Raw genomic sequence first — 25,474 nt, 5'->3', positions numbered from 1 at the left:
CAACAACGGAGATCCCATGCTACGACGTCTTTTTACGGCCGCCACGCTCACGCTGGCGGTGAGCGCTGCCTGGTCCCAGGTGGCTTTGCCGCCGCTCCATCCGGCGACCGAGGCCGCGTTCGTCAAACTGACGGCGCATGCCGGTGTCAAGCAGGCGGTGGACTTTCTCCGGGCGGACGATGAACGCACGCTCAAGGATCAGATCGAGCTGACCGAAATCCCCGCGCCGCCGTTCAAGGAAATGGTGCGTGCCCAGGAATACCAGAAGCGGCTCAAAGCCCTGGGCCTGGGCGACGCGCGCATCGATGCCGAAGGCAATGTGATCGCCGTGCGCAAGGGCAACGGCAAGGGCCCGGTTCTGGTGCTGTCGGCGCATCTGGACACGGTGTTTCCCGAAGGCACGGATGTGAAAGTCAAGGTCAAGGGCAACCGTTATGAAGCCCCGGGCATCTATGACGACGGGCGGGGCCTGGCCTCGCTGCTCAGCGTGCTGCGTGCGCTGAACCAGACAGGCCTGAAGACGGTGGGGGACATCATCTTTGTCGGCACGGTGGGCGAAGAAGAACTCGGTGACCTGCGCGGGGTCAAGGCGCTGTTTCGCGACAACAAGGCCATCGACGGCTTCATTTCCCTCGATGGCCTGGACATCGGCCGCATCGTGAACCAGGCCACCGGCAGCCGGCGCTTCCGCATCATCTACACCGGCCCGGGCGGGCACAGCTTCTCGGCCTTCGGCCTGCCTTCGGCCACCCACGCGCTGGGCCGTGCGATTGCCAAGATCAGCGAAGTGCGTACCGTCGAGCAGCCGAAAACCACCTTCACCGTGGGCACGCTCAAGGGCGGCACCTCGGTCAATGCGATTGCGGCCGAGGCCGAACTCGGGCTGGACATGCGTTCGAACAGCGCCGTCGAACTCAAGAAGCTGGAAGACCAGATCATGGCACTGGCCCGGGATGCCGCCGATGACGAGAACAAGCGCTGGGACAAGAAAGACGTGATCAAGGTCGAATTCAGGCTGGTGGGCGACCGCCCGGCCGGTGCCGGGCAGCTGGATTCCCCGATGGTCCAGGCCGCACGCCGCGCCGTGGCCACGGTGGGCGGCGAGGTGAAGGCCATCACCGCTTCGAGCACCGACTCCAACCTGCCGATCAGCCTGGGCATTCCGGCCGTCACGCTGGGCAGCGGTGGCGTGGGCGGTGGTTCGCACGGCCCTGGTGAATGGTTCTCGCCCATCAACGCCTGGCTCGGCCCGCAGAGCACCTTGCTCACGGTCTTGTCGCTGGTAGGGGTGGACGGCGTTACGGAGCCTTTGCTGCCGGTGCGCGCGCGCTGAGCCCCTGCCGCTCTCGAACCCAAAAGCCCCAGGCAGCGCAGGCCGCCTGGGGCTTTTTTCTTGGTGCGGATGCTGGATCAGGGCCGGGGCATCCGCCGGATGGTGTGGTGGAGAGGAGGAGGATCGAACTCCCGACCTTCGCATTGCGAACGCGACGCTCTCCCAGCTGAGCTACCCCCCCACACGTGTAGAAATTCTAGCCATCCTTGGCCGGTCCGGCCAGTGGGCCTTCAAGCCCAGGAGGTCAGTTCCCAGCGGTGCCAGTCTTCGCGCTGCCAGCTGAAGCCGCGGCCGGTGGACAGGCGGTAGTCGCCGGTCGTTTCGCGCGCCACCCAGCGACCGATCTGCGGTGCCAGCCAGATCGTGTCACGCCGTATGGTTTCCGCGCGGGCGATGTCGCGGTGCTGCAGGCGTATGAGTTTCTCGATGCGCAGGGCCAGCTGGGGGCCGTTGGCCAGCGTCACGCGTTCCCAGCCTTGCACGGTGGTGTGCTGGGTGATCCAGTAGCGGAAGGAATCGTTGTCGATGCGGTAGGTGGTGCTGTGCACGCTGCGGCTGCCGGGGCTCAGGTCGGCCGGCCACAGGGGCGTGGCCTGCTCGTAGTTCAGCACATCGTCCCGGGCGAATTCGCGCAGCACCTGCCCCCAGGGCTGGTGCAGTTCTTCCTGCTCGGTCGCGCCGGCATCGCTGCGGATGCGCACGCGCACCCGGGGCTCCAGGGTCAGCACCTCATGGGTTTCCGTGGCGAGTAGGGCGCTGTTGTAACCGTTGTACTTGCGGTAGGTCCAGCGCTGGCCCGTGGCAGGCGTGCGCAGGCCCACGGGCAGGTCCGGTGCGGCTGCGGCCTCCGTGCGTAGCCCGGCCAGGGGCTGGTAGGCGCAGCCGGCGGGCAGCGCCAGCAGGGCCAGGCTGAGTTTTCGGCGGGTGAGGTTCATGGACTAAGCTCCGAGTTCTGGACGCTATCATTCTGGCAGCCCATTTCTGCAGCCTCACCCCGAACAGGAAAGACCATGAAAACCAATGTGCCCTTTGCCCTGCTGCGCCGCAGCTTTTTCGCGGCCACCGTTTCGGCCGTGCTGGCCCTGCCGGCCCTGGCGGCCGACAACGTCAAGATCGGCCTGCTGTCCACGCTCTCGGGCCCCGGCGCAGGGCTGGGCATTGACATCCGCGACGGCTTCCAGCTGGCGGTGAAGCTGAACGGCGGCAAGCTCGGCGGCCTGCCGGCCGAGGTGATCGTCGCCGACGACCAGGCCAGCCCCGACGTGGGCCGCCAGACGGCGGACCGCCTGGTCAAGCGCGACAAGGTCGACTTCATGACCGGCATCGTCTTCTCCAACGTCATGCTGGCCGTGGGCGCGCCGACCTTTGCCGCCAAGACCTTCTACATCAGCGCCAACGCCGGCCCTTCGCAGCTGGCGGGCGAGCAGTGCAACCCCTATTTCTTCAGCGCTTCCTACCAGAACGACAACCAGCACGAGGCCGTGGGCAAGACCGTGGCCGACAAGGGTTTCAAGCGCGTGGCCCTGATCGCCCCCAACTACCCGGCGGGCAAGGACGCGCTGGCCGGCTTCAAGCGCTACTACAAGGGCGGCGAGATCGTCTCCGAAAGCTACACCCCGCTGAACCTGCTGGACTACGGTTCTGAGCTGTCCAAGCTGCGCGCGGCCAAACCCGATGCCGTCTACATCTTCCTGCCCGGCGGCCTGGGCATCAACTTCATCAAGCAGTTCGTCGGCGCCGGCCTGTCCAAGGACATGACGCTTTTCGGCCCCGGCTTCTCGGGCGACGAGGACGTGATCCGCGCCGTGGGCAACCCCATGCTGGGCATGTTCAACACCTCGCAGTGGGCGCATGACCTGGACAACGCGGCCAACAAGAAGTTCGTGGCCGCCTTCGAGAAGGAATACGGCCGCCTGCCCACGCTCTACGCCTCGCAGGGGTATGACGCGGCGCAACTGATCGGTGCCGCCGTGCGCGACAGCAAGGGCAAGCTCGACGACAAGGCCGCCGTGCACAAGGCGCTCAAGGCGGCCAAGTTCGATTCCGTGCGCGGCAGCTTCAAGTTCAACAGCAACCAGTTCCCCATCCAGGACTACCACCTGCGTGTCATCACCCAGGACAGCAAGGGCCGCGTGACCAACCGCACCCTCGGCACCATCTTCAAGAACCACGCCGACGCCTACGCCGCCAACTGCAAGATGCCGGGGCTCTGATCTGCGATACGTGTTCCTGTAGGCGATGACCGGCATTCTTATCCTGGAGCAGGCCCTCAACGGCCTGCAGTTCGGGCTCATGCTCTTTTTGCTGGCGGCCGGGCTTACCCTGGTCTTCGGCATCATGGACATGATCAACCTAGCGCACGGCTCGCTCTATATGGTGGGGGCCTACCTGGTGGCGGCTGCCACCACGGCCAGCGGTTCCTTCTGGATCGGACTCGGTGCGGGTGTGGTCGGTGCGGCCGTCTTCGGTGTGCTGCTGGAGCTCACCGTGCTGCGCCGCCTCTACACGCGTGACCACCTCTCTCAGGTGCTGGGCACCTTTGCCATCCTGCTCATGTGCAACGAGGCCGTGCGTTTCATCTGGGGCTCACAGCCCGTGCTGCTGAGCCCGCCGGATTCACTGTCCGGTCCGGTCGAACTGCTCAGCGGTTTTTATTACCCGGCCTACCGCCTGCTCATCATCGGAGTGGGCCTGCTCGTGGCGCTGGGCTTGTGGTTGCTGATCACGCGCACGCGCATCGGCATGCAGCTGCGCGCCGGTGCGTCCAACCGCGAGATGGCGCTGGCCATGGGTGTGCCGGTGCGCGCGCTGTTCACTGCGCTGTTCGGTCTGGGCGCGGCCCTGTGCGCCGTGGCCGGTGGTCTGCTGGGCCCGCTGCTGGCCGTGCAGGTGGGCATGGGCGAGAGCATCCTGATCCTGGCCTTTGTGGTCATCGTCATCGGCGGCATCGGTTCGGTGCGTGGCGCGCTGCTGGGCGCCCTGCTGGTCGGCGTGGTGGACACGGCGGGCCGCGCGCTGATCCCGCTGCTCTTCGGCGCCGTGCTCGGGCCTGCTGCGGCCGACAATGCCGGTCCGGCGGTGGCCTCCATCCTCATCTATGTGCTGATGGCCGCCGTGCTCTTCTTCAAGCCGCGTGGCCTGTTCCCTGCCCATGGCTGAACCCGTCGTGTCGCACGCGTCGCAGCGCAGCCTGCTCGATCACGCACTGGGCTGGCGCTGGGCGCTGCCGCTCTTCGCGCTGCTGCTGGCCTTGCCGCTGATCACGCCGCTGATCGGTGGTGACTTCTACCTCGGGCTGGCCGCGCGCATCCTGATCTTCGCGCTGGCGGCCACCAGCCTCAACCTCATCCTGGGTTTCGGGGGTCTGGTGAGCTTCGGCCACGCGGCCTTCGTGGGCGTGGGCGCCTACACGGCCGCTGTGCTGCTGCAATCGGGTATCACTTCCGCCTGGGTCCTGTGGCCTGCCGCGATGCTCGTGTCCGCGCTCTTCGCGGCGCTGATCGGCGCCATCAGCCTGCGCACGCGCGGCGTCTACTTCATCATGATCACGCTGGCCTTCGCGCAGATGCTCTATTACCTGGCCCTCTCCACCAAGGCCTATGGTGGTGACGACGGCCTCTCGCTCGCCGCGCGTGGCACCCTGGGCGGCGGCCTGGAGCTGGCCAACGAGCGCACCTTCTACTGGACCACGCTGGCCCTGGTGACGCTGGCCCTGCTCTTCGTCTGGCGCCTGCTCAACGCGCGCTTCGGCCACGCCCTGCAGGCCATGCGCGAGAACGAACAGCGCATGGAGGCCGTGGGTTTCGCTGTCTACGGCCACCGGCTCGTCGCCTTTGTCATCGCCGGGGCGCTGGCGGGCCTGGCCGGCGCACTGCTGGCCAGCCTGGGCGGTTTTGTCAGCCCGTCCATGATGCAGTGGGGCCAGTCCGGCCTGCTGATGGTCATGGTCATCCTGGGCGGCGTCGGCCACCTGTGGGGCGGCGTGATCGGCGCCGTGGTCTTCCTGCTGCTCGAAGAGGTGCTGAGCCACTACACCATCTACTGGCAGTTCGCGCTGGGTGCTGCCTTGCTGGCCGTGGTGCTGGCCGCACCCAATGGCTTGATGAGCTTGTTCAAGCGCAAGGAGCAACCGTGAGCGAGTTGCTACAAGTCAGGGGCTTGCTCAAGCGCTACGGCGGCCTGGTCGCCACGGACTATCTCGATCTGAGCGTGCGCACCGGCGAGATCCACGCGCTCATCGGCCCCAACGGCGCGGGCAAGACCACGCTGATCCAGCAGCTCTCGGGCGCGCTGGCACCTGACGCAGGGGCCATCACTTTCGATGGGGCCGACATCACGCCGCTGTCCATGCACGAGCGTGTGCACCGCGGCCTGGCCCGGTCCTACCAGATCACCAGCATCTTCCAGCGCCTGCCGGTGCTCGACAACGTGGCCCTGGCCCTGCAGGCGCGCAGCGGCAGCAGCCTGCGCTTCTGGCGCGCAGCGCGCGCCGAGCAACAACGTTATGCGCAGGCCGCGGCCGTGCTGGAACGTGTGGGCCTGGGCCAGCGGCTGGCCCAGCTGGCCGGCGCGCTCTCGCACGGCGAGCAGCGCCAGCTGGAGGTGGGTATCGCGCTGGCCACCGGCGCGAAGTTGCTGCTGCTGGACGAGCCCATGGCCGGCATGGGGCCCGAGGAGTCCGAGCGCATGGTGGCCTTGCTGTTGGGCCTGCGCGGTCAGCTGACCCTGCTGCTGGTGGAGCACGACATGGACGCCGTCTTCCGACTGGCCGACACCATCTCGGTGCTCGTCGCCGGCCGCATCATCGCCAGCGGGGCGCCGGCTGCCATCCGCGCTGACGCCGAAGTGCGGCGCGCCTACCTGGGCGACGAAGTCGGGGAGGGCGCCTGATGCTGCACCCGGCGCCGACATCCATGGTCCCGCCCAGGGCGCGCACCGTTCGCTCCTGGTGGCGTTTCCATCCCCTGACGCTCCTCGTCGGTCTCCTGCTGCAGCTGCACCTGGGCTATCTCCTGTGCGTGGACCCGCTCAACCCGGTGCCCGAACCCGCGCAACTGGTGCAGATGCCGGTCGAGGTGCTGCAGCTGCAGGACCGTGTGCCGCATCTGCAGGTGCGGCTGGCCGACGAAACGCAGCGCAGCATGGAGTTCCCGGTGTCGGCTGCCCTGCTGGCCACCGCGCGTACGCCGCTGGACGAAGCCGGGGAGCGGGACAGCCTGCCTGGCTGCATGGGCTACGTGCTGGGCGTGCCCATGCGTTGGGTGTCGATTGAGCGTTTCCGCATCTGGGAGCTGCACTGCGGCCCCGTGCACCGGGTCCATGCCGAGTTCAAGGCCAGTTACGAGGCCGCGGCCCGGGACGCGCAGCGTGCCATGGAGTGGCACGGCGCTGCCATCCTGCTGCTCACGCTCTTGGTCCTGGTGCTGGAACACCGCGCCTTGCGGCGCTGGGGATGGATATGAGCATGTTGCTCGAAGTCACCGATCTGCAGACCGCCTACGGTGCCAGCCAGGTGCTGTTCGGCATCAGCTTCACGGTCGAGGCAGGGGGCGTGGCCACCCTGCTGGGCCGCAACGGCATGGGCAAGACCACCACCGTGCGCTCCATTCTGGGGCTCACACCGCCGCGCACTGGCGTGGTGCGTTTCCTCGGTGAGCGCATCGACGGCCTCAGCCCGGACCGCATCGCGCGCATGGGCCTGGCCCTGGTGCCCGAGGGCCGGCAGATTTTCCCGAACCTCTCGGTCGAAGAGAATCTGCGCGCCTTCGCTGCCAACCGCCGCACCTCTTCCCAGCCCTGGACGCTGGAACGTGTCTACGAACTCTTCCCCGCCTTGCTGGGGCGCCGGCGCCACATGGGCAACCAGCTTTCGGGCGGTGAGCAGCAGATGCTGGCCATCGGCCGCGCGCTGATGACCAACCCGCAGCTGCTGATCCTGGACGAGGCCAGCGAGGGCCTGGCGCCGCTGATCCGCGAACAGATCTGGGCCTGCCTGGACCAGCTGCGCGCGCAGGGCCAGAGCATCCTGGTGATCGACAAGTACGTGCAGCGACTCATCCAGCTGGCCGATCGTCACACCATCATCGAGCGCGGCCGTGTGGTCTGGGCGGGCCCGTCGGCCGAGCTGGCCGCCGATCCCGGCCTCTGGCACCGTTATCTGGGGGTCTGAGCCGCCCTCTGGCGAGGGCACGGCTTTACGTGCCATGAGTCCCCGCTTCACCTAGGGAAAACACCGATGTGGCCTAATTCTTGCGAATCAAGGCCATGTCTTGATCCACAGGAAACCCGCCATGCACCTTCAACCACTAGCGATTTCACGTCCGGCCCCGCGCCGGCTGGGGCTGCTGCGCGTGCTGGCTTTCCTGTTGCTGGCGGGCGGCTTGCTGTGGTCCTGGACCCAGGCCCATGCCACGCCGCCGCCCATCGCGGGCAGTGAGCTGGCCGGCTTCAACCTGCTGCCGGCCGAAGCCGAAGCCGTGCTCGACAGCGCGGTCACGCCGGGTGCCGAAGTGGTCTGTCGCAAGCCGGCGCCCGTGAAGACCACGCCGGTCGAGCGCGTGCTCAACGAGGCGGCGGACCTGGAAGTCCTGCCTCGCCAGCCGGTGTGGCAACTGGCGGCACAGTCCGTGCCGATGCAAGGCCCCCAGCCCGCGCTCACGCAGACCGAGCCGCAGCCCCTGCTGCGCCCGCCAGCCCGCCTGGGCTGACGCTTCCGCATTCCTGTTCCGTAGGTGACGCGACCGGCCATGGGCTTAGGCCCGGGTCGGCCTGCGCCAGCCAAATTTTCCGAGGATTCCTTTGATGAAATCGACGACCTTGCGTCTCTGGGTGGGCGGCCTGTTGCTCGGGCCCTTGACCAGCCTGATGGCGCAGACGGCGGCGCCGTCCACGCCCCCTGCCAGCGCCGCGGCAGCGTCCGCTCCGGCCTACGGCCTGGGCGAGCTGGTGAACATCGTGTTGGCCCACAACCCCACGCTGCAGATGGCCCGGCGCTCGCGCGAGCAGGCCGAAGCCGGCATCCGCACCGCCGGCGCCCTGCCCAACCCGCGCCTGGAATTCAGCGACGGCCGCCAGCGCCCCGCCAACGGTGGCAGCAGCGGCACCGTCAGCGCCTGGGGCGTCTCGCAGATGATCGAGAACCCCTGGCTGCGCAACGCGCGCGTCGACGCGGCCGAGCAGGGCCTGCGCAGCAGCGAGGCCCAGGTGGGCATGACACGCAGCGAGGTGGTGGCGCAGGTGCGCGTGCGCGCCTACGAGCTGCTGCTGCGCATCGAAGAGGCGCGCGCGGCTGCCGACGAGCTGACCCTGCTGGAGCAGACGCGTGAACGCGTGCGTGTGCGCGTGGACAGCGGCGAGGCGGCGCGCTACGAAATCATCAAGGCCGAGGCCGAATTCATCAGCGCGCGCCAGCGCCAGCAGACCGCCCAGCTGGCGGTGGAGCAGGCGCGCATCCGCCTCAACCAGCTGGCCGCCGGCCAGTTGCCCGCGGGCTGGAGCCTGAACGCCGACCTGGGCGACACCCTGCCGCCGCTCAACCCCAGCCTGCTGCGCGAGCTGATGCTGGCGCACAACCCCGAGCTGCAGGCCCTGCGTGCCGAGCAGGAGCGCCAGCAGGCGCGCGTGCGCGAGGCCGGTGCCAGCCGCTGGCCCGGCGTGGAGCTGCGCTACACCGACACCCGCGAGCCCGACAACCGCCAGAACATCGTGGGCGCCAGCATCCAGGTGCCCCTGTTCGACCAGAAGCGCGGCCCGCGCGACGAGGCGCAGGCCGAACAGCTGCGCGCGCGCACCCGCCTCGAAGGCCGCGAGGTCGAACTGCAGCTGCAGCTCGACGCCGCCGTCATGGCACTGGAGATGGCGCGTCTGCGCGTCGAGGCCTTGGGCACCGGCGCCATCCGCGACGCCGAAGCCGCCTTGCGCGTGGCGCAGGCGGCCTACCGTTTTGGCGAGCGCGGCATCCTCGACGTGCTCGACGCGCAGCGCGTGCTGCGTGTCGTGCGCGCCGACCTGCTGCAGGCGCGCTTCCAGCAGCAGGCCGCCGTCATCGAAATCGACCTCCTGACCGGGCGCGACGCCGCCCAACCCTGATTCCATCGGACTCCACACCATGAACGACAAACACATGAACTTCCGCCCGGCCCTGCTGGCCGCCCTGCTGGCGGCGTCCGTGCTGGCCGGCTGCGGCAAGGGCCAGGACACGAAGGCTGCGGCCGCACCGGCCACCGATCCCAACCTGGTCGTGGTCAGCGCCGAGATGGCACGCAACTTCAGGGCGGCGCCGCTGGCCCTGCAAGCCGTCAGCATCGAGCGCGATGTGCCGGGCCGCATCGAGGCCAATGAACAGCTGGTCACCCGCATCGGCGCCTCGGTCACGGGCCGGGTCACCGAGGTCTTTGCCGAGGTCGGCGCCCGCGTCAAGGCCGGCCAGGTGCTGGCGCGCGTGACCAGCCCCGAGCTGACCAATGCCCAGCTGGCCTACCTGCGCGCCAGCTCGGCCAGCACCCAGGCCGAGCGTGCGGTCGAGCGTGCCCGGCAACTGATCCAGGCCGACGTGATCGGCTCGGCCGAGTTGCAGCGCCGCGAGGCCGAACTCTCCATCGCTCGCGCCGAACTGCGCGCCTCCGCCGACCAGCTCATGCTGCTGGGCATGCCGGAGGGCTACATCGAGCGCCTGCGCGAAAAAGGCCAGCTCAACTCCTACGCGGGCATCATCGCCACGCGTTCGGGCGTGGTGATCGAACGCAAGGTCAGCCAGGGCCAGGTGGCCCAGCCGGGCGATCCGCTCTTCACCCTGGCCGATCTCTCCAATGTCTGGGTCGTGGGGGCCATGCCCGAGCAGGATGCCGCCTCGGTCGTCATGGGGCAGAAGGTCGAGATCTCGGTGCCCGCCCTGGGCCAGCGCCGTTTCAACGGCAAGGTCGTGTTCGTGAGCGACACCATCTCGCCCGACACGCGCACCCTGGTCGTGCGCACCCAGGTCGACAACACCGACCGCGCGCTGAAACCCCAGATGCTGGCCACGCTGCGCATCATCGGCCAGGCACGCCAGCAACTGGCCGTGCCTGAGGCCGCCGTGGTGCGCGACAACGACCGCGACCACGTCTTCGTGCAGCTGGCGGCCGGCCAGTACCGCCTCACGCCGGTGGACCTGGGGCCGGCGTCGAACGGCCTGCGCCCGCTGCTCAAGGGCCCGGCCGAGGGCACGCCCGTGGTGGTGGACGGTGCCTTTCACCTGAACAACGAGCGCAAGCGCGCGGAACTGGAATAAGCCATGTTGACTTCCCTGATCCGCGCCGCGCTCAGCCAGCGGCTGCTGGTGGTCGTGCTCGCCCTGGTGCTGTGCGCCTTCGGCGTGCGCGAAGCCACGCGCCTGTCGGTCGACGCCTTCCCCGACGTGACCAACGTCCAGGTGCAGATTGCCACCGAGGCCACCGGCCGCTCGCCCGAGGAGATCGAGCGCTTCGTCACCGTGCCGCTGGAGATCGCCATGACCGGCCTGCCGGGCCTGGTGGAAATGCGCTCGCTCAACAAGAGCGGCCTGTCCATCATCACCCTGGTGTTCACCGACGCCACCGATGTCTATTTCGCGCGCCAGCTCGTGCTTGAACGCCTGATTGAGGTCACGCCGCGCATGCCCACGGGCATCACCCCCGTGCTGGGGCCGGTGTCCACCGGCCTGGGCGAGGTCTACCAGTACACGCTGGACCACCCCGATGACGGGCAGCGCGCGCTCACCCCGACCGAGCTGGCCGAACGCCGCATCGTGCAGGACTGGGTGGTGCGCCCCATGCTGCGTTCCATTCCCGGCGTGGCCGAGATCAACTCGCAGGGCGGTTACGTGCGCCAGTACCAGGTGCTGGCCAAACCCGAGCGCCTGCTGCACCACAACATCAGCATCGAGCAGGTCTACGAGGCGGTGGCCAAGAACAACGCCAACGCCAGCGGCGGCATCCTGCCGCAGCGCTCCGAGCAGTACCTGATCCGCGGCGTGGGCCTGATCCGCACGCTGGAGGACATCGGCAACATCGTGGTGCGCGAGAAAAACGGCGTCCCGCTGTACGTGCGCGACCTGGCCGAGGTGACCATCGGCCACGAGGTGCGCCAGGGCGCCATCATCAAGGGCGGCTACACCGAATCGGTCTCGGGCATCGTGCTCATGATGCGCGCGGGCAATGCCAAGGAGATCGTGACCCGTGTGAAGGAACGCGTGGCCGAGATCAACCGCAAGGGCATGCTGCCCGGCGGCCTGCAGATCGTGCCCTATTACGACCGCACCGAACTGGTCGACTCCGCCCTGTGGACGGTGGGCAAGGTGCTGATCGAGGGCATCTTCCTGGTGGTGGTCATCCTCTTCATCTTCCTGGGCGACGTGCGCTCCAGCCTGATCGTGGTGGCCACGCTCATCATCGCGCCGCTGACCACCTTCATCATGATGAACCGCTACGGCATCTCGGCCAACCTGATGTCGCTGGGCGGCCTGGCCATTGCCATCGGCCTCATGGTGGACGCCACCGTGGTGGTGGTGGAAAACGTCTTCCACCGCCTGGGCCAGGCCCGGCCCGAGACGCCCCGCATCCGCCTGATCCTGGACGCCACGCAGGAGGTGGCCACCCCCACGGTGTTCGGCATCGTCATCATCATGCTGGTGTTCCTGCCGCTGATGACGCTGCAGGGCATCGAAGGCAAGATGTTCGCGCCGCTGGCCCTGACCATCGTGATCGCGCTGGGCGTGTCCCTGCTGGTCTCGCTGATCCTGTCGCCCGTGCTGTGCTCCTACATCCTCAAGGGCGGTGCCGACCACGACACCAGGGTCATCGCCGTACTCAAGGGCGCCTACCTCAAGCTGCTGGACCGCGCCCTGGTCAACCAGAAGGCCACGCTGGCTGCCGCCGTGGGCCTGCTGCTGGCCTCGCTGGCGCTCTTCCCCTTCCTGGGCAAGTCCTTCATGCCGACCATGAAGGAGGGCGCGCTGACACCGCAGATCAACCGCGTGCCCAGCATCTCGCTGGACGAATCCATCCGCCTGGAGATGGCCGCCATGAAAACCATTGCCGAGGTGCCGGGCGTGCGTATGGTGGTCTCCAAGCTGGGCCGCGGCGAATCGCCGGCCGATCCGGCCGGCCCCAACGAGTCCGACCCCATCGTGCTGCTCGACCCCAAGTCCGAACGCACCCAGGACGAGATCGACGAAGACATCCGCAAGCGCCTGTCCACCATCCCCGGCGTGCAGATCGTGCTCTCGCAGCCCATCTCCGAGCGGGTGGACGAGATGGTCACGGGCGTACGTTCGCAGCTGGCCATCAAGATCTTCGGTGACGACCTGGGTGAGCTGCGCACGGTGTCGGAGCAGGTCGCGCGCCTGTTGCGCAGCGTGCCCGGCGCGCGCGACATCCGCATCGAACGGCTCTCGGGCCAGCAGGCCCTGACCATCGACATCGACCGCAAGGCCATCGCGCGCCACGGCATCAACGTGGCCGAGGTGCACAACCTGATCGAAACCGCCATCGGCGGCAAGGAGGTGAGCCAGCTCTACGAGGGTGAGCGCCGTTTCGGCATCGCCGTGCGTTTTCCCGAGGAGGCGCGCAACTCCGTCGAGACCATCCGCAAGTTGCTGCTGCGCGCGCCCGACGGCGCCCTGGTGCCGCTGGATGCGGTGGCGAAGATCGAGCTGCGCGACGGCCCGGCCCAGATCAGCCGCGAAAGCGCCAAGCGCCGCGTGGTGGTGGGTGCCAACGTCGAAGGCCGCGACCTGGGTGGTTTCGTGCAGGAGGTGGAGCAGCGCATCGCCAGCGACATCAAGCTGCCCGAGGGTTTCTATTTCGTCTTCGGCGGCCAGTTCGAGAACATGGAACGCGCCATGGCCACGCTGACCATCATCGTGCCCATCACGATCGCGGCCATCTTCTTCCTGCTCTTCATGCTGTTCAAGTCGCTCAAGCTGGCCTCGCTCATCATCCTGGTGCTGCCCTTCGCCTCCATCGGCGGCCTGATCGGCCTGGCCGTCACACGCGAATACCTCAGCGTGCCGGCCTCGGTGGGTTTCATCGCGCTGTGGGGCATCGCCGTGCTCAACGGCGTGGTGCTGGTGAGCTACATCCGGCGTCTGCGCGATGACGGCATGGCCGTGGTGCAGGCCGTGCGCGAAGGCTGCGTGGCGCGGTTCCGCCCGGTCATGATGACGGCCACCGTGGCCCTGCTGGGCCTGGTGCCCTTCCTGTTCGCCAGCGGGCCGGGTTCCGAAGTGCAGAAGCCCCTGGCCATCGTGGTCATCGGCGGCCTGATCTCGTCTACATTGCTCACGCTGGTGGTGCTGCCCGCCCTGTACCGCTGGTTCGATGAGCCTTCGTTGGAAGCCTGAGGAGAAACGACATGAAACAGATGATGGAAATTCGCGCCATCGTGCGCCCCAACCGCCTGCCCCTGCTGCGCGAGGCGCTGCGTGGCATTCCCAACTTCCCGGGCCTCACGCTCACCAAGGCCGAGGGCTTCACCGCCCCGGCCGCCGTGGGCAAGCGCACCGTGAAGGAAGAGCTGACCGACTACACCCCCAAGGTCATGGTGACCGTGCTGGCCGACGACGGCATGGTGGAGGAGATCCGCAACATCATCATCGAGATCTGCAGCACCGGCCAGATTGGCGACGGCATCGTCTGGACTGTGCCGATTGCCACCATGCACCGCATCCGCAATGGGTCGGATATGTTGGCGGAGTGATTGCGTTTGATCGGAAGTAAAAGAGCCCGGCTTGCCGGGCTCTTTTTTCATCGAATCCTGCCGAGGGCAGTCAGCTCGAACGACCAGTTCGACCTTGCAGCGCGCACGACTACGCTGCCTCAAGCATGAACTCAACCTTGACGGCCTCAAAGGGGAACACAACGCCCCCCTCTGCCGCACGACTGAGAACGCCTGCATCCAACAAGGCCACTACGTCCCCGTGCACAGCCTTCACGTCACGCCCGACGCGTCTGGCCGCTTCGCGGATCGACATGGCACCCGCCCCGCACATTACTTTGAGCAACTCCCATCGTTTGGCCGTAAGCACCTGCCATAGCAACTCGGGCGTGGCAAAGCCAATGCGAGCCTCACGCTCAGCGCGGCCGGATTTCATGGCGTGGGCTGCATCCGCAAGCGTGTCCGCCAGGGAGCGAACCTCAAGAATGACTGTGTTCATGATTCCACCTCTTGATATCAGCATTGAAGTCGAGCATCAACTGTTCCGGCGTTGAGAAGGCATAGTCAAGCTCCTGCCCGCCGAAGTGCCGGTGATCACCCTTACCTCGTTCGTTGTCATATCTCAGCACGCACTCCCCATCAACAACATAAGCGAGACGATATTTGAACGGATGCTCAGAAGGCGGGACAGGTTCAGGGACTCGCCATACGGCCACCTCTGCGAATGCGTCGGCAGCAAGGACCACGCGACGGCGAATGAGCGGGATAGCCTTCATGTTGGACATTATGACAACGCGAAGGCGCTGTTGTCAATGAGTCCAACAAATATCACAATTCAGGCGAGGCCGAACGTTGGCGCTGTCCGGCAGGCAGCATATCCCGCGAAGCGGCAATCTGTTGCTGCGTGTCCGCGACGAGCAACTGGTTATGCGTCATTTTTTGATGCGACAGAAGTCTTCAGCATACTTGTAGTCAATTGGGTCTGAGCTAATGGCCGCGTGGCTCTTAGGTAAAGGAACGAGAAGTGACTCAAGGAATGGCTGATGCCTATTCACACAAGAATACAGTTTATCTACTGCTTCTGAAACAACTTGATTCGATGCCTTTTGCTTTCCCAAACTACAAAGTTCCACCGTTTCCGCACATTCCGCCACATAGGTACTCCACTTGTACATCGAGTAGAACCATGCAGCTTTGTAGGCCATGAACAGCAGAGCGAATATGGCGATGAACTTAAAGATCTTCTTCAACAATGGCTAGCCCCTTCATCTTGACGAGGATTCTGTCCGGTCCGCCCGTGCCCGCCTATCCCCCAAAAGGGTCATCCCGCCACACCCGCCTCACTTCATCCCGTTACGCTGCGCCAGTTCCACGAACAGGCCGGACTGGTCCAGCTCGTTCAGGCCGTGGGCCACACCTTCGGCATACAGCTGCTCCAGCAGCGCCGTGATGGGGGCGGTGAAACCCAGGCTGCTGGCGGTTTCCATGGCGTTGCGCATGTCCTTGAGCTGCACGGTCATGAGGGCGCGCGGGGCGAAGTCGCGTTCCACCATGCGCTGGCCGTGCACCTGCAGGATGCGGCTGTCGGCAAAACCGCCGCTGATGGCTTCTTTCACCTTGGCCGGGTCGGCGCCGCCCTTCTGGCACAGCAGCAGGGCTTCGGCCACGGCGCCGATGGTGATGCCCACGATCATCTGGTTGGCCAGCTTGGCCAGCTGGCCCGAGCCGCTGGGGCCGACCAGGGTGGCGCGGCCCAGGGGTGCGAAGACCGGCTTGGCCCGCTCGAAGGAGCTGAGCTTGCCGCCGGCCATGATGGCCAGGGTGCCGGCCTCGGCGCCCAGGGTGCCGCCGGAGACGGGGGCGTCCAGGTGGGTGATGCCCATGCCGCCCAGGCGTTCGGCGTGCGCGCGCGCCTCGGCCGGCTTGATGGACGACATGTCGATCAGCACGGTGCCCGGTTTCATGGTGCCGGCCACGCCGGTCTCGAACAGCACCTGCTCGACCACGGGGCCATGTTCCAGCATGGTGATGACGAATTCCGCGCCCTGCACGGCGCCGGTGGCGGTGTCGTGCACCGAGGCGCCAAAGGCGGCCAGGCCTTCGGCCTTGGCGCGGCTGCGGTTCCAGACATGGACGGTGTGGCCGGCCTCACACAGGCGGCGCGCCATCGAAAAACCCATCTTGCCGGTTCCCAACACGGTGATGTTCATCTTGTGACCTCCAGATATGCCAAGATAATCGTATCCCGGCAAAACCGCCCCATTGTCTTTCATCCGGAGCCCTGACATGAAGAAGTTCGATCCCGCCTGGCTGGACCGCATGTACAACAACCGCGCCCTCGTGCCGGAGCACGCCATGCACTTTGCCCGCTGGGCCGAGGCCTCGGATGACGCGCGTGCCGCCCATCCCTGCCAGACCGACATCGCCTACGGCGACGGCCCCATGGAACAGCTGGATGTCTTCCCCAGCAACCAGCCGGGCGCACCCGTGGTGGTCTTCATCCACGGGGGCTGGTGGCGCTCGCTCGACAAGTCCCAGCACTCCTTCATCGCCCCGGCCTTCAAGAACCTGGGCGGCTGCGTTTTCATTCCCAACTACGCGCTGTGCCCGGCCGTCACCATCCCCCAGATCACGCTGCAGATGGTCAAGGCCCTGGCCTGGGTCTACCGCAACGCGAAGAAGTTCGGCGGCGACCCCAGCCGCATCTATGTGGTGGGCCACTCGGCCGGCGGCCACCTGGCCACCATGCTGCTGGACTGCGTCTGGCCGGCGTATGCCAAGGACCTGCCGGCCGACCTGGTCAAGGGCGCAATGTCCATTTCCGGCCTGTACGACCTGGAGCCCGTCATGCACACGCCCTTCCTCAAGGGGGATCTGCGCCTCACGCCCGAGCAGGTGCGCCTGGCCAGCCCGGCGCTGCTGCCGGCGCCGAAGAAGGGTGTGCTCTACACCGTGGCCGGTGCCGAAGAGAGCGCCGAGTTCATCCGCCACAACAAGCTGATCCAGCAGGCCTGGGGCAAGCAGGTGGTGCCGGTCTGCGAGACCATCCCCCAGCGCAACCACTTCAGCGTGCTGGAAGACCTGACCGCGCCCTGGCAGCACCTGCACCAGCTGGCCATCCGGCTGGTGTTCGGCAAGGTTTGAGGGCGCCGTCAGCCGGCGGTCAGCTGACGGTCAGGCTGAGGCCGGTTTTCATTCAGCACTAGGGGAAGTCCCTGAGTCTCTTGCAGGCGGCTAGCGCTGCTTGCGCCACTACACTCCAATTCGGGAAAGGACGAGGGGCTCAGGCCCCTTTGCCTTGTGTAGGTACAAAGAAGAGACAACGTCCAATAATGAAAACCGACGAGCACCTGATTGCCAGCCGTGCCATACACATCGAGCTGGAGCGGCTTGCCGAGCGCCTCATGGAGTTGGCGCGCTTTCGCTGTGCCGAACCATCGAACCAGGCCTTCCTGAACCTGATGGCGCGGCAGACCGAGTTGCTGCAGACGCTGGGCGACCTGCACGACAAGATCTCGGCGGATTTCAAGAGTTCTTCGCGCGCGCCCTTGGTTTGAGCGGGCTTCCTACAATAGAGGCATGTCCTCTGTCCTGCCGCCTTCCGGCACCCCTTCCTCCCTGTTCCCCTCCCACGCCGAATCGCCCCTGCTGGCCAGCCTGAACCCCGAGCAGCGCGCCGCCGTGGCCTTGCCGCCCGAGCCGGCGCTGATCCTGGCCGGGGCCGGTTCCGGCAAGACGCGGGTGCTCACCACGCGCATCGCCTGGCTGCTGCAGACCGGCCAGGTCTCGCCCGGCGGCCTGCTGGCCGTGACCTTCACTAACAAAGCGGCGCGCGAGATGATGACGCGCCTGTCCAGCATGCTGCCGGTCAATGTGCGCGGCATGTGGATCGGCACCTTCCACGGCCTGTGCAACCGCCTGCTGCGCGCGCACTACCGCACGGTGGGCCTGCCGGCCACCTTCCAGATCCTGGACACGCAGGACCAGCTCTCCGCCATCAAGCGCCTGTGCAAGCAGTTCCAGGTGGACGAGGAGCGTTTCCCCCCGAAGCAGCTGGCCTGGTTCATCGGCGGCTGCAAGGAAGACGGCCTGCGCCCGAACATGGTGGAGGCCAGCGACCCCGACACGCGCAAGAAGGTCGAGATCTACCAGCTCTACGAAGACCAGTGCCAGCGCGAAGGCGTGGTGGACTTCGGCGAACTGCTGCTGCGCAGCTACGAGCTGCTGCGCGACCACGATGCCGTGCGTGAGCACTACCAGCGGCGTTTCCGCCACATCCTGATCGACGAGTTCCAGGACACCAACAAGCTGCAGTACGCCTGGATCAAGCTGCTGGCCGGCTTCAGCCCGGCCGGCACGCTGCGTGACGACGGCGGCGCCGGCGCCGTGCTGGCCGTGGGCGACGACGACCAGAGCATCTACGCCTTTCGCGGCGCGCGCGTGGGCAATATGGCCGACTTCGTGCGCGAGTTCAACGTCAAGCACCAGATCAAGCTGGAGCAGAACTACCGCAGCCACAGCAACATCCTGGACACGGCCAACGCGCTGATCAGCCACAACAAGCACCGCCTGGGCAAGAACCTGCGCACCGACCAGGGCGCGGGTGAGCCGGTGCGCGTCTACGAATCTGCAAGAGACCTCGACGAGGCGCAGTGGATGGTCGACGAGATGAAACAGCTCGTGCGCGAGGGCACGAGCCAGAAAGAGATTGCCGTGCTTTATCGCAGCAATGCGCAGAGCCGGGTGATCGAGACGGCGCTGTTCAATGCCGGCCTGCCTTACCGCGTCTATGGCGGCCAGCGCTTCTACGAGCGCGCCGAAATCAAGCACGCGCTGGCCTACCTGCGCCTGCTGGAGAACCCGAGCGACGACACCAGCTTCATGCGGGTGGTGAACTTCCCGCCGCGGGGCATCGGCGCGCGCTCCATCGAGCAGCTGCAGGATGCGGCGCGCGTGGCCAACAGCTCCCTGCACGACGCCGTGAAGTCCCTGAGCGGCAAGGCTGGCGCCAACCTCGGCGCCTTTGTCGCCAAGATCGATGTGCTGCGCGAGCAGACGCAAGGCCTGACCCTGCGCGAGATCATCGAACTGGTGTTGCAGCACAGCGGCCTGATCGAGCACTACCAGACCGAACGCGAGGGCGCGGACCGCATTGAGAACCTGGAGGAACTGCTCACCGCGGCCGAGAGCTTCGTCAGCAATGAAGGCTTCGGCCGCGATGCCGAGGCCACCGAAGCCGCAGCCAGCGCTGTGCCGGACGCGGAGAGCGGCGAAGTGATGTCGCCGCTTTCTGCATTTCTGACCCTTGCGGCACTGGAGGCTGGTGACAATCAAGCCAAAGAGGGGCAGGAGGCCGTGCAACTGATGACCGTGCACGCCAGCAAGGGCCTGGAGTTCGACGTGGTCTTCATCACGGGCCTGGAAGAGGGCCTGTTCCCGCACGAAAACTCCATGAGCGACTTCGACGGTCTGGAGGAAGAGCGCCGCCTGATGTACGTGGCCATCACGCGGGCGCGCAATCGTCTCTACCTGAGCCACTCGCAGACGCGCATGCTGCACGGCCAGACGAGGTACCACATCCGCAGCCGTTTCTTCGACGAACTGCCCGAGGAAACGCTCAAGTGGATCACCCCGAAGAACCAGGGTTTCGGCAGCGGCTTTGCGCCGCCGGCCTCAGGCTACAACCGCCAGCGTGAAGGCTGGAGCGAGGGCTGGAAGGGCAGTTATGCGCGCGACACGGGCAGCAGCAGCCCGGCGCCCGTGGTGTCCAAGGCCCAGGAAGCGGCCACGGGCCTGAAGATCGGCATGCAGGTCTTCCACAACAAGTTCGGTGAAGGCAAGGTGCTCACGCTGGAAGGCAGCGGAGACGATGCGCGCGCCCAGATCAACTTCCCGCGCCACGGCACCAAGTGGCTGGCGTTGTCAGTGGCGAAGCTGACGCCGGTGACTTGAAGACTACGCTGATGAGTGGCAGTTGCCTACTGCGTGCTTCCGACTCGATGCCGACCGTAGACCGGTCGATCGGATGGACCACAACGGAAGCGGACATCTGTAAATTCATACCCATCGATTTATATTACGTCGGTAACGAGAGCAGTTGTTCCAGTGTATTTGCCGCGGAACTGGGGGAGGCCCATCATGTTTTTTTCTGAAATGACGGTTCTGGCGGTGGGATTTTTTATCGCGATGGCCTTGTCGGTCTATTGCGGCTTAGGGATGACACGGATTGGAGCGATTGGTGCACTTCTTCTCGCTGTTCCTTGCGCAATTTTCTTGGGGGCGGTAGCCATTTTTTTTGCGGTATCGATAGTAGTTTTGTGTTCGAGCTTAGGCATTTGCACAGTAACCAAATCGCCGGATCCCACTGGTTTCATGTATGCGCTGCCTGTTGTCTACTCACCGGTGCTCTGGGGAGTAGCAATTGTTGCGCGACTCATGGCTGGAAAGAAAGAACGCTGAAAGTGTTCGAATATGCAAGCAACGTAAAAGCTCCAGGCTTGAAATGACCGCCTTCAGCGTCGGCCGGCTTCTGGTTAAGGAACAGTGATGAGAGTTCTCTTATGAGCAGCAGTCGCAATGTGGCCGCTTCCCATCAGCGCAAGACTCAGCTGCCCAACCCCACAAACATGTTCTGCACGTCGTCATTGGCGTCGATGGCGGCCAGGAAGGCTTCCACTTCTTCCAGCTGTTCGGCGCTCAGGCTGGTCGGGTCCACCGGGTTCTTGGGCTTGTAGCCCAGCTTGGCGGACAGCACGGTGAAGCCGTGGGCCGGCAGGGCGCGGCTCACGAGGTCCAGGTCGGCTGGGTCGGTGATGAAGAGCGACACGCCGTCTTCACCTGCAGCCTCAAAGTCCTGCGCACCGGCTTCGATGGCGGCCAGTTCCGGGTCGGCACCGGTAGCGGCGGGTTCGGCCTCGATCAAGCCCACGTGGTCGAAGTCCCAGGCCACCGAGCCCGAGGTGCCCAGCTGCCCCTTGCGGAAGAGCACACGCATCTCGGGGGCGGTGCGGTTCACGTTGTCGGTCAGGCATTCGACCATCACCGGCACGCGGTGCGGGGCAAAGCCTTCGTACATCACGTGCTCGAAATTCACGGCATCACCGCCGATGCCGGTGCCTTTCTTGATGGCGCGTTCCAGCGTGTCCTTGGGCATGGAGACCTTGCGGGCCTGTTCCACGACCAGGCGCAGGCGCGAGTTCAGCGCCGGGTCGGCCCCGCCGCGCGCTGCGACCATGATTTCCTTGGCCAGTTTGCCAAACAGCTTGCCTCTGGCATCTGCGGCCTGTGCCTTGCCTTTTGCTTTCCACTGCGCGCCCATGTTGGCTGTTCCTTGATGTTGTGGCGCATCGGTGCGCCGGCCCTGCTTCGGGGAATGAAAGCATGCGCGCAATCCGTGGGGTCGTGACGCATGCCCGAAAGGGCGTAGTTATACACCCATGCGTTCACGCGCCCGCCAGGGCCGGGGGGAGTGCCGGCTAGCGCAGCAGCCGCCCGTCACGGCCGATCACCGTGACCTCCATGAACTTCGAACCCGTGTGGTTCTCCGGGGAGAAGGTCACCCGGAAGCCACCCACGTCGTAGTTGTTCAGCTTGTCGAGCTGGGTGATGACCTTCTGGCGCGTGAAGTCGGGGCCGCTGCGGCGCAGGGCCTCGACCAGGATCTTGGCGGCGATGAAAGACTCCATGCTTGCGTAGGAGATCACCTTGTCGGGCTGGTACTTGGCCATCAGGCTCTGGAACTCGCGCACCACCGGCACCCGGGCCGAGTAGGGGTAGGGCATGACCTGCGAGATGCCGATGCCGCGGGCATGGTCTGCGCCAGCGTTGACCAGCAGTTCCTTGAAGTTCACCACCGAGATGCTGAACAGCTGGGCCTGGCTGCCCAGGGCCCGCAGCTTCTTGATGAAGGCCGCCGAGGCCCGGTTCACCGAGACCATGATGACGGCATCCGGGTTGGCCGGCGCGATGGCGGCCACGGCCGCATCGACTTCCTCGGGCTTGGTCCGGTCGTACGCGCCCTTGGCGGCGAGCTCCAGGCCCAGCTTCTTCAGCGCGGTTTCGGCGCCAGCCAGCCCGCTCTTGCCGAAGGCGTCGTCCTGGTACATCACGGCGATGCGGTGCACGCCGATGGTGTGCAGGTGTTCCACCATGCCCGCGGTCTCGTCGGTGTAGCTGGCCCGGATGTGGAAGAGGTTGGGGTGCATGGGGTTGCGCAGGTCCTGCGCCCCGGTGTAGGGCGCCAGCAGCGCGATGCCGGCTTCCTCCAGCACCTTGTTCTTGTTCAGCGCCAGCACGTTGGCAGTGCCGATGAAACCGAACAGCGCCAGGGGCTTGTCTTCGGCCAGCAACTGGCGCGTGAGGGCCAGGGTCTGGTCGGGCTTGTAGCTATCGTCTTTCACGACGACGCGGATCTTGCGGCCGTGGACGCCGCCGTTGTCGTTCACGTAGGCGAAGTAGGCCGCGCCCCCGGCCACGTACTCGGTGCCCGTGCCGGCGATGGTGCCGGTCAATGGCGCGACCTGGCCGATCACGATCTCATCCTGCGTGACGGCGGCCTGCGCGCTGGCGAGGCAGGCGATGAGTCCCAACGACAGGACCCGGTTCCATAGGCTCAGCATGACGGAGTCTCCTAGTTGTTTTAGTCTGGCCGGACATTATTTCTGCACAGCAGAACAAATAGGCCAGCCGAGGCGGGAATTTTGTAAGCGATTGATCGTGGACAGGTCATGGATAACCCGAGAAATGACACCCTGGCGACAGGCTTGGCAAGCTATGCAGACCTGTTCATAATTCCGCTATGCAGAACATGATGACCAAATCGAAACCTGCGAAGGGCGGCGCCGGCCCCAAGGAGGACCGTCACTTCGTCACAGCGCTGGCGCGCGGCCTGCAGGTGCTGAGCGCCTTCCGCTCTCGTGACCGCATGCTGGGCAACCAGGAACTGGCCCGCCGCTGCGGCCTGCCCAAGTCCACAATCTCGCGGCTGACCTACACCCTCACGCGCGAGGGTTACCTCGAACCGGCGACGGACGGCCAGGGGGCCAACGGCTACCGCCTGGGCAGCGCGGTGCTGGCGCTGGGTGGGGCCATGCTGGCGCACATGGACGTGCGCACGATCGCACGCCCCCTGATGCAGGACCTGGCCGACAGCACGCAGGCCATGGTCTCACTGGGCGTGCGCGACCGGCTCAGCATGATCTACGTGGAGAACTGTCGCAGCGAATCTGCGCTGACGCTGAGCCTGGATGTCGGCTCGCGCCTGCCGCTGGGCAACAGCGCCATGGGCCGTGCTTACCTGGCGGCCTGCAGTCCGGTGGAGCGCGACGACCTGTTCGAGCGCCTGCGCCAGCAGGACGAGCGGGCCTGGCCGCGGCTGCGCCGCGGCATCGAGCAGGCTGCGGCCGACTACCTGGAGCACGGCTGCTGTACCTCGTTCGGTGAGTGGCAGAAGGAAGTCAACGCGATCGCGGTGCCGCTGCGGCTGGAGGGCGGCCCGTTGATGGTGGTCAGCTGCGGCGGCCCCGGTGTCAATCTCTCGCCGGCCTTCCTGATGGACAAGGCGCGGCCCAGGCTGCTGACGCTGGTGCGCAAGCTGCAGGCCACAGGCGGTGTGTATGGGGGCCCGCTCCGCTGAGCGGCCGGGCGAGGTTCAGGCCGCCGGGGCGGCGGGCGGTTCTTCGGCGACAAAGCTGTCGCTGAAGGTGAACCAGATCGAGCTGAAGAACATGGCCGCCAGCAGCATGGCGGTGGGGAGCATCAGCGTGTTGGCCAGGCCGGGCTGGCCCAGGATGATGCTGAGGACCACGACGACCATGCCCACGCCCATGAACAGGCCCATCCAGGCCAGCACGTAGAGCGAGAGCGCGCCGAAGTTGCGCGTGCAGGCCACGAAGCTGAAGAACAGGCTCTTGCCCGGCGAGACGCCATGCCAGTGCACCAGGGCCGGGGCGTGCCAGAACAGCATGGAGAAGGGCAGGTACAGGCCCATGGCGATCCACATGGCGTTCTGGAACGCGGCCGACTGCAGCAACTCGGGGGTGAGTTCGCCACCCACCAGGTACATGCGGGCAAAGGCGCCACCGTCGGCCAGGGCCGAGACCCCCAGCACCCCGAGGAACCCCAGGGCATAGGCGACGCCCAGCCCGGTCATGGCGCGCGCCTGCTGGCGGCCGGCGCGAAAGGCGCTGATCAGGATGGACGGCATGGGGAACTTGCCCTGGGCCGCTTCGCGCGTGGCGGCCATCAGGCCCAAGGTGGTGGCGGGCAGCAGCACCAGGGCCAGAACGCTGCCCACATAGGGGATCAGGCTGGCGACCGAGATCAGCGAGATGAACATGAAGAACAGCCCCGCCAGCGCCAGCGGCTGGCGCCAGAAGGTGCGCAGGCCGGCGCGGACCCAGGTGAAGCCGGTGCGGGCGGGGACGATGTTGAGTTTCATGCGGGGGTCTGTTCCAGCAGCTCGGCGGCGTGCAGCGGGTGCAGCACGCGCTGCCTGAGCACGCGTTCGAAGTGGGTCGGGTCGTGCGGCTGCAGCATGCTGGCTTCGCGCGGCAGGTGGAAGTCCCACAGGCGCGAGATCCAGAAGCGCAGGGCGCCGGCACGCAGCATGGCCGGCAGCAGCTGGCGCTCGGCGGCGGTGAGCGGGCGCACCGCGGCGTAGGCCTGCACGAAGGCGGCGCTGCGCTCCAGGTCGGTCTCGCCGGTGGCCAGATCGATGGCCCAGTCGTTCAGGCAGACGGCCAGGTCGAACAGCCAGGTGTCGATGCCGGCGAAATAGAAGTCGAAGAAACCGCTGAGCTCGGGCGCATCGGCCGGGCCGTCGAACATGACGTTGTCACGGAACAGGTCGGCGTGGATGGGGCCGCGCGGCAGGGCGGTGTAGGCGGACGATGCGGCCACATGGTTCTGGTAGGCCAGTTCGCCGCGCAGCAGGGCGGCCTGCTCGGCATCGATGTGCGGCAGCACCAGGGGCACGGTCTCGTTCCACCAGGGCAGGCCGCGCAGATTGGGCTGGCGGCGTGCGTAGTCGCGGCCAGCCAAGTGCATGCGGGCCAGCATGGCGCCCACGGCGGCGCAATGGGTGGCCGTGGGCTGGAGCTCATGCCCGCCGCGCAGGCGGTTCACCACGGCGGCCGGTTTGCCCTGGAGCTTGAGCAGGATGTCGCCGTCGGCGTTGGCGGCCGGGTCCGGCACCGGGATACCCTGCAGCGCCAGGTGCTTCATGAGGTGCAGGTAGAAGGGCAGCTGTTCGAAGGTCAGGCGTTCGAACAGGGTCAGCACGTACTCGCCCTGGTCGGTGGTGGCGAAGTAGTTGGTGTTCTCGATGCCGCTCTGGATGCCCCGCAGTTCCAGCAGCTGGCCGAGCTTGAGGTCTTGCAGCAGGGCGCTGGCCTCGTCGAAAGAGACTTCGGTAAAGACAGCCATTAGGGTCTGGTCACACTGTTTTTACAAGTGCGAACGTGGTTAAAA

The 25,474-nt window shown here is 66.3% G+C and carries 26 protein-coding genes and 1 tRNA gene; 17 read left to right on the top strand and 10 right to left on the bottom strand.

What is annotated here, in order from left to right; translation table 11 throughout:
- The first annotated feature begins 16 nt into the window (after positions 1-16).
- Entirely contained in the window at positions 17-1,333 is a 1,317-nt protein-coding gene (locus tag AO057_RS15545; protein WP_057676803.1) for a M20/M25/M40 family metallo-hydrolase, read from the top strand.
- Between the two features lie 105 nt (positions 1,334-1,438).
- On the opposite strand, the gene AO057_RS15540 is transcribed toward AO057_RS15545, so the two are convergent.
- Together AO057_RS15540 and AO057_RS15535 are read right to left on the bottom strand one after the other, a co-directional pair.
- A tRNA-Ala gene (locus AO057_RS15540) sits at positions 1,439-1,514 on the bottom strand.
- A 49-nt stretch (positions 1,515-1,563) separates the two neighbouring features.
- Positions 1,564-2,268 carry a hypothetical protein gene (locus AO057_RS15535; protein WP_057676802.1) on the bottom strand — a complete coding sequence of 235 codons (705 nt, stop codon included), beginning with the start codon at positions 2,266-2,268 and terminating at the stop codon, positions 1,564-1,566.
- Between the two features lie 75 nt (positions 2,269-2,343).
- Here AO057_RS15535 and AO057_RS15530 point away from each other — a divergent pair, with 75 nt between their 5' ends.
- The 11 genes from AO057_RS15530 to AO057_RS15480 all read left to right on the top strand — a co-directional run bounded on the left by AO057_RS15530 (position 2,344) and on the right by AO057_RS15480 (position 14,047).
- Positions 2,344-3,546: an ABC transporter substrate-binding protein gene (locus tag AO057_RS15530; RefSeq protein WP_057676801.1), complete on the top strand. Its 1,203-nt coding sequence runs from the start codon at positions 2,344-2,346 to the stop codon at positions 3,544-3,546.
- A gap of 25 nt (positions 3,547-3,571) precedes the next feature.
- Positions 3,572-4,492, top strand: coding sequence for a branched-chain amino acid ABC transporter permease (locus tag AO057_RS15525; RefSeq protein ID WP_057676800.1), 921 nt, complete (start codon positions 3,572-3,574; stop codon positions 4,490-4,492).
- The gene (locus AO057_RS15520; RefSeq protein WP_057677331.1) at positions 4,485-5,468 is read left to right on the top strand and encodes a branched-chain amino acid ABC transporter permease; all 984 of its coding nucleotides are present in this window, start codon (positions 4,485-4,487) and stop codon (positions 5,466-5,468) included. The genes AO057_RS15525 and AO057_RS15520 overlap by 8 nt, the downstream gene beginning before the upstream one ends.
- Positions 5,465-6,223 (top strand): ABC transporter ATP-binding protein, encoded by a 759-nt coding sequence (locus AO057_RS15515; RefSeq protein ID WP_057676799.1) that lies wholly within the window; start codon positions 5,465-5,467, stop codon positions 6,221-6,223. Before AO057_RS15520 ends, AO057_RS15515 begins: the two co-directional genes overlap by 4 nt.
- Positions 6,223-6,795 carry a hypothetical protein gene (locus AO057_RS15510; protein ID WP_057676798.1) on the top strand — a complete coding sequence of 191 codons (573 nt, stop codon included), beginning with the start codon at positions 6,223-6,225 and terminating at the stop codon, positions 6,793-6,795. Before AO057_RS15515 ends, AO057_RS15510 begins: the two co-directional genes overlap by 1 nt.
- Positions 6,792-7,502, top strand: a complete 711-nt coding sequence (locus AO057_RS15505) for an ABC transporter ATP-binding protein (RefSeq protein WP_057676797.1) — start codon at positions 6,792-6,794, stop codon at positions 7,500-7,502. Before AO057_RS15510 ends, AO057_RS15505 begins: the two co-directional genes overlap by 4 nt.
- Positions 7,503-7,623: 121 nt before the next feature.
- Positions 7,624-8,040: a hypothetical protein gene (locus tag AO057_RS15500; RefSeq protein WP_057676796.1), complete on the top strand. Its 417-nt coding sequence runs from the start codon at positions 7,624-7,626 to the stop codon at positions 8,038-8,040.
- Positions 8,041-8,134: 94 nt separating this feature from the next.
- The gene (locus AO057_RS15495) at positions 8,135-9,421 is read left to right on the top strand and encodes a TolC family protein (RefSeq protein ID WP_057676795.1); all 1,287 of its coding nucleotides are present in this window, start codon (positions 8,135-8,137) and stop codon (positions 9,419-9,421) included.
- Between the two features lie 19 nt (positions 9,422-9,440).
- The gene (locus tag AO057_RS15490; protein ID WP_057676794.1) at positions 9,441-10,601 is read left to right on the top strand and encodes an efflux RND transporter periplasmic adaptor subunit; all 1,161 of its coding nucleotides are present in this window, start codon (positions 9,441-9,443) and stop codon (positions 10,599-10,601) included.
- A gap of 3 nt (positions 10,602-10,604) precedes the next feature.
- A complete protein-coding gene (locus AO057_RS15485) occupies positions 10,605-13,691 on the top strand; it encodes an efflux RND transporter permease subunit (protein ID WP_057676793.1) in 3,087 nt (1,028 codons plus the stop codon).
- Positions 13,692-13,702: 11 nt separating this feature from the next.
- Complete coding sequence (locus AO057_RS15480) at positions 13,703-14,047, top strand: P-II family nitrogen regulator (protein ID WP_240480796.1); 345 nt, start codon at positions 13,703-13,705, stop codon at positions 14,045-14,047.
- A gap of 109 nt (positions 14,048-14,156) precedes the next feature.
- Here AO057_RS15480 and AO057_RS15475 read toward each other — a convergent pair whose 3' ends face one another.
- From AO057_RS15475 to AO057_RS15470, 4 genes are all read right to left on the bottom strand, one after another.
- Positions 14,157-14,504, bottom strand: a complete 348-nt coding sequence (locus AO057_RS15475; RefSeq protein ID WP_057676792.1) for an HVO_A0114 family putative DNA-binding protein — start codon at positions 14,502-14,504, stop codon at positions 14,157-14,159.
- A complete protein-coding gene (locus AO057_RS17605) occupies positions 14,485-14,781 on the bottom strand; it encodes a toxin-antitoxin system TumE family protein (RefSeq protein WP_082605663.1) in 297 nt (98 codons plus the stop codon). Before AO057_RS17605 ends, AO057_RS15475 begins: the two co-directional genes overlap by 20 nt.
- Before the next feature lie 156 nt (positions 14,782-14,937).
- Complete coding sequence (locus tag AO057_RS17920) at positions 14,938-15,210, bottom strand: hypothetical protein (RefSeq protein WP_205630044.1); 273 nt, start codon at positions 15,208-15,210, stop codon at positions 14,938-14,940.
- A 135-nt stretch (positions 15,211-15,345) separates the two neighbouring features.
- On the bottom strand, positions 15,346-16,215 hold the full coding sequence (locus AO057_RS15470) for an NAD(P)-dependent oxidoreductase (protein WP_057676791.1): 870 nt from the start codon (positions 16,213-16,215) through the stop codon (positions 15,346-15,348).
- A gap of 76 nt (positions 16,216-16,291) precedes the next feature.
- Between AO057_RS15470 and AO057_RS15465 the strand changes: the two genes are divergently transcribed.
- The 4 genes from AO057_RS15465 (at position 16,292) to AO057_RS17915 (ending at position 20,464) form a co-directional block, all read left to right on the top strand.
- Entirely contained in the window at positions 16,292-17,149 is an 858-nt protein-coding gene (locus AO057_RS15465; protein WP_057676790.1) for an alpha/beta hydrolase, read from the top strand.
- Between the two features lie 188 nt (positions 17,150-17,337).
- Positions 17,338-17,562 carry a hypothetical protein gene (locus tag AO057_RS15460; RefSeq protein WP_057676789.1) on the top strand — a complete coding sequence of 75 codons (225 nt, stop codon included), beginning with the start codon at positions 17,338-17,340 and terminating at the stop codon, positions 17,560-17,562.
- 22 nt (positions 17,563-17,584) lie between these two features.
- On the top strand, positions 17,585-19,957 hold the full coding sequence (locus tag AO057_RS15455; RefSeq protein ID WP_057676788.1) for a UvrD-helicase domain-containing protein: 2,373 nt from the start codon (positions 17,585-17,587) through the stop codon (positions 19,955-19,957).
- A 186-nt stretch (positions 19,958-20,143) separates the two neighbouring features.
- Positions 20,144-20,464 (top strand): hypothetical protein, encoded by a 321-nt coding sequence (locus AO057_RS17915; RefSeq protein ID WP_156404576.1) that lies wholly within the window; start codon positions 20,144-20,146, stop codon positions 20,462-20,464.
- A gap of 145 nt (positions 20,465-20,609) precedes the next feature.
- Here the strand turns inward: AO057_RS17915 and AO057_RS15450 are convergent, their stop codons facing one another.
- Positions 20,610-21,323: a YebC/PmpR family DNA-binding transcriptional regulator gene (locus tag AO057_RS15450; RefSeq protein ID WP_057676787.1), complete on the bottom strand. Its 714-nt coding sequence runs from the start codon at positions 21,321-21,323 to the stop codon at positions 20,610-20,612.
- A gap of 157 nt (positions 21,324-21,480) precedes the next feature.
- The gene (locus tag AO057_RS15445) at positions 21,481-22,623 is read right to left on the bottom strand and encodes an ABC transporter substrate-binding protein (protein WP_057676786.1); all 1,143 of its coding nucleotides are present in this window, start codon (positions 22,621-22,623) and stop codon (positions 21,481-21,483) included.
- A 188-nt stretch (positions 22,624-22,811) separates the two neighbouring features.
- Here AO057_RS15445 and AO057_RS15440 point away from each other — a divergent pair, with 188 nt between their 5' ends.
- On the top strand, positions 22,812-23,639 hold the full coding sequence (locus AO057_RS15440) for an IclR family transcriptional regulator (protein WP_057677329.1): 828 nt from the start codon (positions 22,812-22,814) through the stop codon (positions 23,637-23,639).
- Positions 23,640-23,654: 15 nt separating this feature from the next.
- Here the strand turns inward: AO057_RS15440 and AO057_RS15435 are convergent, their stop codons facing one another.
- Together AO057_RS15435 and AO057_RS15430 are read right to left on the bottom strand one after the other, a co-directional pair.
- The gene (locus AO057_RS15435) at positions 23,655-24,443 is read right to left on the bottom strand and encodes a BPSS1780 family membrane protein (RefSeq protein WP_057676785.1); all 789 of its coding nucleotides are present in this window, start codon (positions 24,441-24,443) and stop codon (positions 23,655-23,657) included.
- Complete coding sequence (locus AO057_RS15430) at positions 24,440-25,429, bottom strand: homoserine kinase (protein WP_057676784.1); 990 nt, start codon at positions 25,427-25,429, stop codon at positions 24,440-24,442. Before AO057_RS15430 ends, AO057_RS15435 begins: the two co-directional genes overlap by 4 nt.
- Positions 25,430-25,474: the final 45 nt, after the last annotated feature.

Origin of the sequence: Curvibacter sp. PAE-UM (genome assembly GCF_001432305.1) — a bacterium.
Lineage (GTDB): Bacteria > Pseudomonadota > Gammaproteobacteria > Burkholderiales > Burkholderiaceae_C > Hylemonella.
The sequence above is the reverse complement of the archived record's forward strand: the minus strand, read 5'-3'. Positions and strand labels throughout refer to the sequence as shown.